We start from the raw sequence: 12,221 nt of genomic DNA, 5'->3' as shown, positions 1-12,221 counted from the left end.
TGTATTCTCTTTAATGCCCTACCGTGTACGCACAAATCTTCTTGAACTTGCCAGTCCCGTTTTGATTCCCCCAACCCGCCGATAAATTGGGGTGATAATCCAGTCAAAGTTCCCCAATTTATCGGGGGATGCAAGGGAAATCAATCAACGTTTTGCCACTCAACCAAAGATGTGTGTACACGGGAGTGAATGCTTTGATAACTGGAAGGGGCAGCGACACAGAGGCTGCTAAAAGTCCGCGCTTTTCTGAGTTAGTTTGCATCGCCGCGAATTCTGTCCGGCAGGGCTTTCTAACATTTAACAACTGAATATACTTGCTCTACCACCTTTGCTAAGCGCTGTATCCCGATTTCAATTTCCTGGTCTGTGGCAGTCAGGCTAATACGGATACATTGTTGCTTGTGCGCCCATTCTTCGTGCAATCCGGGGAAGAAAGAGCTACCTGGTACAACAATGACACCCACTTGCTTTAACTGCTGGTACAATTCCCAATCTGTAATGGGTAAATCTTGGAACCACAGCCACGCAAAGATTGCTCCTTCGCCGCGATGCAGGAACCAAGACAAATCTTTGGGCATTGCCTGTTCGATGCTGCTTTCTACAACATCAAATTTTTTCTGGTAGTAGGGGCGAATCACCGTGGTAGCGATTTCTGCCAGCGTTCCCGTTTCAATCGCACGGGCAGCGATCGCTTGTCCATACCGAGATGAATGAATACACATATTCGTCTGGAAACACTCCAGCGCGTGAATCCACTTTTCATCCCCAATCGCAATCCCAATCCGTTCTCCAGGTAGCCCCGCTTTCGATAAGCTCATGCAGTGCAGGATGTTCTCTCCAAACACTGGCGTCATCTCGGTAAAATTTAACGCCGGGAACGGAGGTGCATACGCAGAATCGATCAAGACTGGCACATCATAAGGCGCAGCCAAATCGGCAATTTTTTTGACCTCTTCATCCGTGAGGACGTTGCCGGTTGGGTTACAAGGACGCGAGAACAATACGCAACCTGTATCTTCTGTAATCTTCAGTTTGCTGAAGTCCGGGCGATATTTGAACCGATGAGCAGCAGCATCAATGTCTAAGGCGGGTTTATAGGCAAATAATGCTTCTGGGGTTAAGGTCAGACCCCCATAACCCGTGTAATCTGGACTCAGGGGCAGGATAATTTGCTTTAATTTACTGCTTGTGGTGTACCCCCCAAAGGCATTCGCGGCAAAGAAATAAAGCGTTTGACTGCCAGGGGTAATCAAAATATTGCGATGAGTCAGATTTAGTCCGTAGCGGCGATTGAAATCCTTTTCTACCGCTTCAATTAACGGCTCATAGCCTTGAGAATCGCCATAGCGACAAACCACGTTACCGTAATTTGAGCTAGCTAGCAATTCTTCGGTGTAATCCCGCCATAACTGCTCTACTTCTGGCAAAATCACTGGATTTCCAGGACTTAAATTAATATATTCCTGTCCAATACCTGCTTGCAGGGTTTCCTTAATATCCTTCATAATTGCCCGCACCCCAGTTAGGTGGGACATACAATCGCCAAATTGAGTCAGGGCAGGATTCATAAGCTAAAGCGACTTTGAAAATTGAGAGATTAACAACCGGGGTGCCAAGTTAGTGGAAGCTTTTTCCCCTTTAGTTAATTTAGTGAATCGTTGGTACTCTAACCAATTTAACTGTAATTTTCGTGACTAATTGGCACCAGTAGAGCCAGTCTAGGGTTGAGAAAGTCGCAGAACCGGCTGTTTAGATTACGCATGGTTTGGGCGTTGTCTGCTCAAACTTAACAAAACCATAATCTTCCTCAAATTACTTGACAAATTTTTGGGGAAAAAATGTAAAGAGTGTAAAAAAACACAGTTTATCTAGAAAATCCTGTAAAGCTATAAATCGGGCTGGATAGCCGGAGGTTTTCTGGCTCTTAGCGACTCTGCTTTCGTGAGCTAAAAGCCAAACAACCCGTAGAAGATAAGATGCTCCCTATCCAGACGCCCTATCCAGACGAATCTGAAGAGCAAGCCTGTCAAGTGTAGTGCAACGGAATTTATGACAACAATTGAAACGCTGCGTGCGAAGCTACCGTTTCCTCTCAAGCGATTGGCAGACCTGGCATATAACTATTGGTGGAGTTGGACGAGCGATCGCACTTCTCTATTTCAGAACATTAATCCCGATGAATGGCACCGCTGCGGACACAACGCTGTCGCCATCCTGGAATCAGCTTCTTTTGTGCGACTCACTCAGCTCGCTCAAGACCCAGCTTATATCAAACGGGTGAATGCACTTGTCGAGCAATTCGACAAGTACATGAGCGAAAAAAATTCTTGGGCATCTCGCGTCGCGCCGCAAATTTCCCCACAGCGACCAGTCGCCTATTTTTGTGCGGAATTTGGCATCCACGAATCCCTACCTATCTACTCTGGCGGCTTGGGAATTTTAGCCGGAGATCACCTCAAGTCCGCCTCTGATTTAGGCGTGCCGATGGTCGCTGTAGGGCTTTGTTATCGCCAAGGTTATTTCCGTCAACGGTTGAATAGTGGCGGTTGGCAAGAAGAAAACTATGTTAACAATCCCTTTGACCAGATGCCTCTGGAGTTGATGAAGAATACTCTTGGGGAACCCATCACCATTGAGATGGAAATCCGGCAACGGCTGGTCAAAGCCCAAATTTGGCTGGCGCGAGTCGGTCGCGTCAATCTTTACCTACTGGATACCGACCGACACGACAACGATCCCATTGACCGCTGGCTGACAGGGCACCTGTACGGCGGCAACCAAGAAACCCGCATCGCTCAGGAAGTTGTGCTGGGGATTGGCGGCGTTCGGGCGCTGGCAGCACTGGGGATTACTCCGTCGGTGTGTCATCTGAACGAAGGTCACGCGGCATTCTGCACCCTAGAGATTGCGCGACAAGAAATTCAGCGTACCAGCAAGTCTTTCTATGATATCGAGGGATTGGTGCGCGATCGCTGCGTGTTCACCACCCACACTCCCGTTCCCGCAGGTCACGATGTCTTCTCCTCAGACCTGATGGATTCCTACTTCGCCCACTACTGGCCGACATTGGGCTTGTCGCGCGAACAGTTCCTCTCCTTGGGGGCACGCCGACTGGGCGACCCTTGGGAACCCTTCGGCATGACTGTTTTGGCTTTGCGGATGTGTCGCACTGCCAACGGCGTCAGCGAACTGCACGGTCAGGTTTCCCGCAAGATGTGGAACATTCTCTATCCCGACCGTAGCGAAGAGAAAGTGCCCATTGGTCACATTACCAATGGTGTCCATGCGCGTACCTGGACAGCACCCTTAATGGGCGACCTCTATTCCCAGTACCTGGGTGAAGATTGGTCAACCCGCATGGCTGACAAACAGATGTGGGCAAAGGTGGACGGAATTCCTGATGAGGAAATCTGGTGGCGGCACCAAGTTCTCAAAGAGTGCCTGATTGCTCATACCCGTTCTAAGGTGAAATTGGCACGAATTGGTCGCGGTGAAGAGCAATTCCGCATTGATGCCTCCGACAAGCTGCTAGACCCCAACGTGCTGACGATCGGATTTGCACGACGCTTCAGCCCTTACAAGCGGGGTGATTTGCTGCTGCGGGAAGCCGAACGCGCCTTGAGGATATTTGGGAATTCCCAACGACCCGTGCAGATTGTCTTTGCCGGTAAAGCGCACCCTCATGACGAAGAAGGCAAGCGGATTATCCAGCGGTTGATGGAGTGGTGCAAGCACCCAGACATTCTCAACCGAGTTGCCTTAGTTGAAGATTACGACATCTACACGGGGCAACATTTGGTGCAAGGTGTTGATGTTTGGCTGAACAACCCGCGTCGTCCTTTAGAAGCCTCCGGGACGAGTGGGCAAAAGGTCTGCTTCAACGGCGGTATTAATTGCAGTGTCCTCGATGGCTGGTGGTGCGAAGGCTATCAAGAAGGGCAAGATGGCAAGGGAAGCAATGGCTGGGCAATTGGTGAAGATGCCCACACCAGCGACCAGGAGTTGCAAGACCGGATTGATTCGGAATCTCTCTACCAGCTACTCGAAGAGGAAATCGTTCCTCTCTACTATGACCAAGATGAGAATGGAATTCCTCATCGCTGGATTCAGATGATGAAGGCGTCGATTAAGACAAATTCGCCGCTATTCAACACCGACCGGATGATTGCGGACTACGTGACTCAGGTGTACGCGCCGGGAACTTCAGTGGGTACTGAACCGATTCTGGCAAGCGCTCTAGCGTAGCAAATTTGTAGGGGCGCGTCGTTTGCCCCTACATAGGTATGAATTTACTCAATTTTGAGCTAAAAGTAGGGTGGGCGTTGCCCACCTGCTTTTTTTTGAACAGCAAAGATGCTCTAGCGAAGCGGGGCGAAGTCCAGGACGCAAAGGAAGACAGTGCAAGATGAATCGGGTTTGGCAAGCTGATTTTTATCGGCGTCCTCTCAAAGATGAAAAAGGGCAGGTGTTGTGGGAGTTGTTGCTTTGCGACGCTACACGCAGCTTTCGTTATGACGCCTTTTGTCCTCAATCTGAAGCGAATGCTAGTTGGTTGGTTTCTCAGTTACAGAAGGCAGCAGGTGGAAATCTGCCGAATCTCATCCAAGTGTTTCGTCCCCAGTCGTTGAGTTTGATTCAGGCAGGGGCGCAACAACTGGGTATTCAGGTGGAAGCAACTCGACGAACTAGGGCGCTGAAGGAATATTTGCAAGAAAAGGCGCGACAATACCCCAATCTCGATAACTATACCTACACTGGCGAACTCTCATCTCTTGACAAACCGCCACCAGTCCCATTGCCAGAGAACCTCTGGGGAGAACAATGGCGATTTGCCACGCTTCCTGCGGTTGCTGTGGTAGAAGCTTTTGCAGAACGCCCAATTCCGATTCTGGAGATGCCAGAATTTCTTTTGCCGATCAATCTGGGTTTGGCGTCTACGGTGCCCGTTCCCGGTGTGGTAATTTACGGTGGGCGGCAATCGATGCGTTTGGCGCGTTGGCTACAAGAGGCGCATCCCGTTTCTCTCAATTACATTGCGGGTGCGCCGGATGGGTTGGTATTAGAGGCTGGGTTGGTTGACCGCTGGATTGTTGCCACTTTTGAGGATAAAGAAGTTACGGCAGCAGCTCAAGCTTATCAACAGCGTCAGCAGCAGAGCCGGGGATTACATTTTTTGTTGGTGCAACCGGATGAGTCGGGAATGACTTATAGCGGCTTTTGGCTGTTGCGAGGAGAAGATTGAGGTTGTCCCTCTACCAAAAATAGATTAAAGGCAGATTGATGCGATTTGATGCGATCGCACTCCATCCGCTACGCTCAACCCACGTTGAAGATGCAAGAGCGCTAGGAATTCATCGTACTTTATCCCAATGAAGCACTATTGTAACCCTGCTAACGAGTGATTAAATCCTATGTTCTCTATCACAAGTTATATGTGGCATCAATCAATGTCTACCACAGAATCTTAGTGAGATAATAAAGGTGTGAGGAAGAAAACGGAACAACCTTTTTGATAAAGGGGGAGTATTATGAAACTCAAGCTATTCGCGACACTAACATTACTCGCTCCACTATTTTTAACTATGCCAGTGAAAGCGGAGAATCCGCTACACGTAAAACAGCTATTGTCAACGAGGGAATGTGTTCGGTGCGATTTATCAGGAGCCAATCTCAGCGGCGCACATTTGATTGGCGCTGACTTGAGAGAAGCTAATTTGCAAGGCGCTAACCTGACGAATGCGAACCTGGAAGGTGCTGATCTGACGAAGGCAAACTTGACAGCCGCTAATTTAACCTCAGCTTTTGTAACGAATGCCAATTTTCAGCAAGCTAATCTTAACGCCGTGAATTTTACGAACGCTAAAATTTATGACGCTAATGTGTATGGGGCATCAATGGATAACCTAATTCTCACGGATGCTGAAATATTTAACACCGGAATCGGTATTGGTGGGGAAGATGCCGATATTCCTCGTTGGGACTAGATGGTGCTGATTAGCGCTTAGGATTTTACGGAGAATTGGGGAAGTCCAATAGATTTAAAACGAGCGGCTTCCCTATTTTCGCCATCAATTAAATTTATCTTCTGAGTATCTATTAATATCAGTATTTGAGTACCCAACCCTTGAGAGGTTTAACCACCTCCGGTGTCGCTCCAGGTTGTGATGTTACTCTTTGAGAGATTTAAACCCAGTTACCTTGTCTTCGCACCGCCTGGACACGATCGCTTCTATTGAGTTTAGCGATCGCTTGTGATTTAGTGCTGGAACTTTTTTGGATATTGAGATTATTAGCGTTAATCAATGAACAGACGCCTTTTGTATGCAAAGGCTCAAGCTTATATGAACAGCGCCAGCAGCAGGGTCAGGATTGCATTTTTTACTTGTGTAACCTGATTGATGGTGGGATGACTTAGAGCGGCTTTTGGCTGTTTTGAGGGGAAGATGGAAACTCCGAAGCCTTCCAAGACTAAGATTTCAAACAACTTTAAAGAGATTCTGCAATCTCTGGTTAGAGTTTTGGTTCGCCGATGGCTCATCTCATCAGTGCGATCGCAAAATCCATAAAAAACTAATTCTCTCGGAGAAAAGTAGTATGCATCACACTTTGGATAGATGTACAAACTGTATATTAGTGCAGAGTTAGTTTTTATTTAGGTGCATCAGTGAGTGATATTCTGCGCGATCATCGAGTGTTAGTAACCGGAGCTTCCGGTTTTATGGGTTCTTGGTTGACTGAGTGCTTATTAGAGCAGGGCGCGACGGTGACGACGATACTGGCTGACTGGAACCCAGACAGTCATTTTGTGCGTAGTGGAATCGTTCATCGTGTCAACAATGTTGTTGGGTCAATCGAGGATTACGATTTACTTGAAAAGGTGATTGGCGATCGCGGCATTGATACGGTGTTTCACTTAGCAGCAGTGTCGGTAGAAGGTTTGGCGTTTGAGAAACCTCGATTGGCATTTGAGATAAACATTCGTGGCACATACAACATATTGGAAGCCTGTCGCGTCCGTTCAGATTTGGTACGGCGGGTGATAGTGGCATCGAGTGACAAAGCCTACGGTGATAGTCCCGTCTTACCCTATACAGAAGATATGCCAACGCTGGGAAGACATCCTTACGATGTCTCTAAAAGCTGCGCTGACCTAATTGCTCGAAGCTACTATCACAGCTACGGATTGCCTGTGGCTATAGGGCGGTTTGGTAATATCTACGGTGGTGGAGATTTAAACTGGAGCCGACTGATCCCGAATACGATTCGACGGCTACTGAGCAATGAAAGTCCTCTGGTTCGTATGCCCGATAAAGGTAATTTTATGCGGGACTTTTTATATGTCAAAGATGCAGCCCATGCCTATATTGCAATGTTTGAAGGGCTAGCTCGTCCAGAAGTTCATGGAGAGGCTTTCAACTTCGCAATGGGTGGTAGTTGGACGGTGCTAGAAATAGTGCAAAAGCTCCAGCAATTGATGAATTGCGAACACATAGAGCCTGTAATTATGAATCAAAGCCACGGGGAAATTTGGCACCAGCAGGTATCGGCAGAAAAGGCCCAAAAAATGCTTGGGTGGAGTTCCCGATATTCTTTTGATGAAGGGCTAGCTGAAACAATTAAGTGGTATTTGGAGTATTTATCACCTTCAATGGTGGGCAATATTCCATCTTCAGTAATATTAAGTGTTTAGTTTCTCGGAAGTATTTTGACCCTACCTTCTGACCAGACTTGCCAGCCTGGTCAAAAACTTCTTTGGAGAAAAATGTTTAAACGTCTCAACCAAAATTTAATAGATACAGTTGCCCAACAGGCATCAAGTAGCGATCGCTTACGACAAAGCTACAACTTCCACACCTTAGAAGAAAAAGTTCAGCGATCGCTTATTTGTCTGCAACCAGGGACTTATGTGCGTCCCCATCGCCATCAACGGGCAATCGGTCACAATGGATTCGAGCTGTGCCTGATTTTGCAGGGAGCCGTAGGAATGCTTTTGTTTAACCATCAAGGCGCAATCATTCACCAGGAACAGATTAGTGCTGCTGGAACGCCCTCTGGTATTGAATTACTCGAAGGAACTTATCATACACTAATCGCTTTAGTACCAAATACTGTAATTTTTGAAGTTAAAGAAGGGCCTTACGATTCCACTACTGATAAAGAATTTCTTTCATTTTTCCCTCTGGAAGGAACGATAGCGGCTCAGACACTGGTGCAAACCTGGCAAAGTTACTTTGTTAGCCCAATATAATTCACTCCATGCCACGCCTGTCTTGTAACATTTTTGATTTTAATCGGGATACATTGCTTATTTGTCCTTTACCACTCTCTGCTTTGAGCGATCGCTATTGTTTAAGCATGGATTCTTGGTTTTTGTTGATTAATTGATTGTTTGGGAGTGCCCAATCAATCGAGCGCGATCGCTGATATCTGCCCAGTTTCTCACGCTTCAAATCTGGCAAGCTTTTTGCCTTTATCTAGCCATCGAACTCACGTTAAGTTAGTATCTGGGTAATCTGTAGTTTTTTGTGGATAAAGGCGGATTCATGCTTCAAGACATTACTACTGAGATTGCTTATTTCGACTCACTTCCATATTTAGCCACAGTCTTAGGCGTTACTAGCATAGCGGGAATAATTGGGTGGCGCTGGTGGAAACAAAATAATACATACAAATCGCTGCGATCGCTCCCTTCGCCTCCTAAACACTGGCTGTTAGGAAATATTCCTCAACTATTAGCAGCAGTGAAACAGAAGAAATTATTCCAGCAAATGTTTGATTGGAGTCAAGAGCTAGGCCCAATGTATGTTATCTGGAATGGCAACCAGCCTGGTGTTATCTTAAATAAAGCAAAAGTTATCGAAGATACCATTGTCAATGGGATGAAAGATGGTAGCTTCATCAGGTCGGAGCAATTACGCAAAGCTTGGAACGATATCGGTGGTCCGATTCTAATAGGAGAAACTGGGGCTGAGTGGCAGTGGCGACGCAAAGCTTGGAATCCCGCATTTAGTTCTAGCAGCCTCACGAAATATGCGGAAATTATTAGCGAAGCTTGCGAGCAAGTAATTGCGACATTAAAGGAAGCACCGCCACCAAAAGAAGTTCAGGTAGATCCTCTATTTGTAGAACTAACAATGAGAGTGATTTCTTGCCTCGTGCTGGGCATTCCTGTGGATAGAAAGATCGCGAGTCCTGAAGGGCCACCCCTAGAAGTTCCCAAGCTGTACGAAGCAATGTCTGTTGTAGGCTATCGGTTTCTACGACAAGCTACTGGCGAGAAGATATGGATGAAATATTTGCCCTCTAAAAATTCACAAGATTATTGGGCAGCAAAGCGATATTTTGAGGAATTTTTAACGCCCCGTGTAGACTTAGCTTTACGATTCAGAGAACAAAACAAGACCGATTTACCACAGGTAAGTTCTTGGTTCTCCGAATCAATGTTAGTCAAAATCGCTGCCAAAGAACCAAAATACAATCGCGACACATTAATAGCAGAATGTGTTGAACTCTTAATCGCTGGTACTGATACAACAGCCCATACTTTATCCTTTGCAGTAGGAGAGTTGAGCTTCAATCAAAGGGTTTTTCAGCAAGCACGAGACATCGTTGACCAAGTTTGGCAAAGCAAAGGCTTGATAAATACCGAAAGCCTCAAGGAATTGGCTTATATTAGCGCAATTATTAAGGAGACCTTGCGCCTTTATTCAGTAGCCTCAGGCTCGACTTCATTGGAGGCTCAACGCGACACCCTCATTGAGGGTAAAGTGATTCCTCGCGGTACAAGAATATCCTGGTCAATGCTTGCTGCGGGAAGAGATCCAGAAGTCTATGCTAATCCAGAGGAATTTCTGCCGGAACGTTGGTTAGATAAAACTAAGGAAAATAGTTCGCTGCCAATGATAGACTTTGGCTCAGGACCTCATCGTTGCTTGGGGGAGCATTTATCAATGCTGGAAGGAACGATGATGCTAGCATTATTGCTCCGCAACTTCGACTGGGAGTTAGTCAAGGGTCGTTCTTCTCTAGAACAATTACAGCAAAACCTGTTAATTTATCCGTCTGATAAAATGCCAGTGCGCTTTAAATTGAGAAATTCGCTTCCACAAGAAAAAACCTATCTCCAAGGTTTAAATTAAACTATTTACAGTAGATCGAAAAGTTTTGCCAACGCTAAAGAATAGTAGTGTATGGAGTAGTGCTAAAAAATTAATGCATCATTACTTTTTTAGCACTACCCAATATTGGCTTAATTCAATGGAACGGAGAATTAAGTGGTATTTTTTATGTCCGCCACCGATCGAATTGATCTTCAGAGCATCCATTGATGTAAGTATTGAGTACCCAACCCTTCAGAGGTTTAACCACCTCCGGAGTCACTCCGGGTTGTGAGGTTACTCTTCCAGAGATTTGAACCCAGCTACCCTGTTTTCGCACTGCCCGAACCGTATCGCCTCTATTGAGTTTGGCGACTATATTGGATTGAGTATTGGGTAGACTACGGATATTGACGTTATTTCCATTAATAAATGAACATACGCCTTGGTTTTGTGCAGGTCTCGATTGAGCCTGTAAAATTGGTGTAGCTGCATTTGCCTTTGTTTGGGCGATTAGCTGCAAGCCAGTGGTATAGAAACATAGCAGTGCGATCGCTGTGAGAGAGTTTCTCGAATTCCTCATATTTATTAATAAGTGCGTCTGCACTGATGTAAATGTAGTCCCACCTTAACTGACTAGATTTTAAATTAGGGATTTTTTGATATTTATTTAGACTTTGAATTTAAACTTTGAAAATACTGAAGTGCTACTAATCACTCAAAATTGCTATTTCGAGCGAGTTTATTTGAGATAAAGAAAGTTATAAGTAAACCATTCTTAATTAATCCACTACCTTCAGTAATCCCTGTTTCAGTGCATCAAACACCCGATTAATGAGCTGGTGTTCTGCTTCACTCAGCGCTTCCTGCGATTGGAATGTTGACATCAATAGACGTTGATCGGTACGAGAAATTTGGCGAAAAACAAAGATTCGCTCAACGATTTGTTTGACTGAGACTGTGGGTAGACTCGCTGAAGCTGACATAGTTTTCTAGCAACTTTATGTAATAATGCTGCGAATCTCGCTGAAAGAGATTCTAGGGACATATAAAGATATTGTAATATTTCTTTACAAGCGTGCGCGATCGCCTTCTTCAAGAGAATGTAACAATTCCTTCATAATTTGGTGATTCTCATCATTGACAAATCAGCTCCAAATCAGATTGTCTATCCAAACACTCCCGAATATCCCGTAAAATAGCGTGGCATTGTAACAAGAAGGCAAAAAAATGACTCAGGCTCGGATTGGGATTATCGGTGGCAGTGGTCTCTACAAAATGGAGGCACTCAAAGATGTGGAAGAGATGCAAATCTCCACGCCTTTTGGCTTACCCTCTGATGCTGTGATATTGGGAACTTTGGAAGGAACGCGGGTAGCTTTCCTGGCACGTCACGGTCGCAATCACACGCTGTTGCCTTCGGAGTTGCCGTTTCGAGCGAATATCTATGCCATGAAGCAGCTAGGCGTCGAGTATCTAATCTCTGCGTCTGCGGTGGGTTCTCTCAAAGAAGAAGCGAAACCTTTAGATATGGTAGTGCCGGATCAATTTATTGACCGTACCAAGCATCGAGTTTCTACCTTTTTTGGGGAAGGGGTTGTGGCTCATATTGCATTTGCCGATCCCGTATGCAATCAATTGGCTGGAGTTGTGGCAGATGCGATCGCATCTTTAGATTTACCCGATGTCACGCTCCATCGCGGTGGTACTTATGTTTGTATGGAAGGACCCGCATTTTCTACAAAAGCTGAATCGCATCTTTATCGCAGTTGGGGTGCCACAATCATTGGCATGACTAATTTACCAGAGGCGAAGTTAGCCAGAGAAGCAGAAATTGCTTATGCAACCTTAGCATTAGTGACCGATTACGATTGTTGGCACCCCGATCACGACAGCGTAACGGTAGAAATGGTCATTGCCAATCTGCAACGCAATGCAACCAACGCTCAAAAGGTGATTCAAGAAACTGTCCGGCGTCTGAATGAAAATCCGCCAGTTTCTGATGCCCACTCTGCCTTAAAATATGCAATTCTCACGCGGCTGGAGAACATTCCGGCAGCAACAAAGGAGAAAATGGAGTTGCTGTTGAAGAAGTATTTGTAGTCAAAGGGTTATTCAGGCATT

Annotated in this window: 10 protein-coding genes; 7 read left to right on the top strand and 3 right to left on the bottom strand. The window is 45.9% G+C overall.

What is annotated here, in order from left to right; all coding sequences use genetic code 11:
- Positions 1 to 290: 290 nt before the first annotated feature.
- Positions 291 to 1,568, bottom strand: a complete 1,278-nt coding sequence (locus H6H02_RS13590) for a valine--pyruvate transaminase (protein WP_190818482.1) — start codon at positions 1,566 to 1,568, stop codon at positions 291 to 293.
- A 481-nt stretch (positions 1,569 to 2,049) separates the two neighbouring features.
- Here H6H02_RS13590 and glgP point away from each other — a divergent pair, with 481 nt between their 5' ends.
- The 6 genes from glgP to H6H02_RS13560 all read left to right on the top strand — a co-directional run bounded on the left by glgP (position 2,050) and on the right by H6H02_RS13560 (position 10,139).
- Positions 2,050 to 4,245, top strand: a complete 2,196-nt coding sequence (gene glgP / locus H6H02_RS13585; RefSeq protein ID WP_190818480.1) for an alpha-glucan family phosphorylase — start codon at positions 2,050 to 2,052, stop codon at positions 4,243 to 4,245.
- 160 nt (positions 4,246 to 4,405) lie between these two features.
- Complete coding sequence (locus H6H02_RS13580; protein WP_190818478.1) at positions 4,406 to 5,242, top strand: Tab2/Atab2 family RNA-binding protein; 837 nt, start codon at positions 4,406 to 4,408, stop codon at positions 5,240 to 5,242.
- 286 nt (positions 5,243 to 5,528) lie between these two features.
- Positions 5,529 to 5,984, top strand: a complete 456-nt coding sequence (locus H6H02_RS13575) for a pentapeptide repeat-containing protein (protein WP_190818476.1) — start codon at positions 5,529 to 5,531, stop codon at positions 5,982 to 5,984.
- 680 nt (positions 5,985 to 6,664) lie between these two features.
- Positions 6,665 to 7,690 carry a GDP-mannose 4,6-dehydratase gene (locus tag H6H02_RS13570; protein ID WP_190818474.1) on the top strand — a complete coding sequence of 342 codons (1,026 nt, stop codon included), beginning with the start codon at positions 6,665 to 6,667 and terminating at the stop codon, positions 7,688 to 7,690.
- Positions 7,691 to 7,762: 72 nt separating this feature from the next.
- Positions 7,763 to 8,248 (top strand): WbuC family cupin fold metalloprotein, encoded by a 486-nt coding sequence (locus H6H02_RS13565; RefSeq protein ID WP_190818472.1) that lies wholly within the window; start codon positions 7,763 to 7,765, stop codon positions 8,246 to 8,248.
- Positions 8,249 to 8,543: 295 nt separating this feature from the next.
- Entirely contained in the window at positions 8,544 to 10,139 is a 1,596-nt protein-coding gene (locus H6H02_RS13560) for a cytochrome P450 (protein WP_190818470.1), read from the top strand.
- A 145-nt stretch (positions 10,140 to 10,284) separates the two neighbouring features.
- Here the strand turns inward: H6H02_RS13560 and H6H02_RS13555 are convergent, their stop codons facing one another.
- Positions 10,285 to 10,680: an SH3 domain-containing protein gene (locus tag H6H02_RS13555; RefSeq protein ID WP_190818460.1), complete on the bottom strand. Its 396-nt coding sequence runs from the start codon at positions 10,678 to 10,680 to the stop codon at positions 10,285 to 10,287.
- A 199-nt stretch (positions 10,681 to 10,879) separates the two neighbouring features.
- Positions 10,880 to 11,083, bottom strand: a complete 204-nt coding sequence (locus tag H6H02_RS13550) for a hypothetical protein (RefSeq protein ID WP_190818458.1) — start codon at positions 11,081 to 11,083, stop codon at positions 10,880 to 10,882.
- A 244-nt stretch (positions 11,084 to 11,327) separates the two neighbouring features.
- On the opposite strand from H6H02_RS13550, the gene H6H02_RS13545 reads away from it, so the two are divergent.
- The gene (locus H6H02_RS13545; RefSeq protein ID WP_190818456.1) at positions 11,328 to 12,200 is read left to right on the top strand and encodes an S-methyl-5'-thioadenosine phosphorylase; all 873 of its coding nucleotides are present in this window, start codon (positions 11,328 to 11,330) and stop codon (positions 12,198 to 12,200) included.
- Positions 12,201 to 12,221 lie beyond the last annotated feature (21 nt).

Origin of the sequence: Coleofasciculus sp. FACHB-1120 (assembly GCF_014698845.1) — a bacterium.
Lineage (GTDB): Bacteria > Cyanobacteriota > Cyanobacteriia > Cyanobacteriales > FACHB-T130 > FACHB-T130.
This window is presented reverse-complemented; position numbering and strand designations above follow the sequence as displayed.

What these genes read in the sequence shown, in the direction of transcription:
- H6H02_RS13575 (WP_190818476.1), top strand. Translation starts at nt 5,529, where the DNA reads ATGAAACTCAAGCTATTCGCGACACTAACATTACTCGCTCCACTATTT.
- H6H02_RS13545 (WP_190818456.1), top strand. Translation starts at nt 11,328, where the DNA reads ATGACTCAGGCTCGGATTGGGATTATCGGTGGCAGTGGTCTCTACAAA.
- glgP (WP_190818480.1), top strand. Translation starts at nt 2,050, where the DNA reads ATGACAACAATTGAAACGCTGCGTGCGAAGCTACCGTTTCCTCTCAAG.
- H6H02_RS13590 (WP_190818482.1), bottom strand. Translation starts at nt 1,568, where the DNA reads ATGAATCCTGCCCTGACTCAATTTGGCGATTGTATGTCCCACCTAACT.
- H6H02_RS13555 (WP_190818460.1), bottom strand. Translation starts at nt 10,680, where the DNA reads ATGAGGAATTCGAGAAACTCTCTCACAGCGATCGCACTGCTATGTTTC.
- H6H02_RS13565 (WP_190818472.1), top strand. Translation starts at nt 7,763, where the DNA reads ATGTTTAAACGTCTCAACCAAAATTTAATAGATACAGTTGCCCAACAG.
- H6H02_RS13560 (WP_190818470.1), top strand. Translation starts at nt 8,544, where the DNA reads ATGCTTCAAGACATTACTACTGAGATTGCTTATTTCGACTCACTTCCA.
- H6H02_RS13580 (WP_190818478.1), top strand. Translation starts at nt 4,406, where the DNA reads ATGAATCGGGTTTGGCAAGCTGATTTTTATCGGCGTCCTCTCAAAGAT.
- H6H02_RS13550 (WP_190818458.1), bottom strand. Translation starts at nt 11,083, where the DNA reads ATGTCAGCTTCAGCGAGTCTACCCACAGTCTCAGTCAAACAAATCGTT.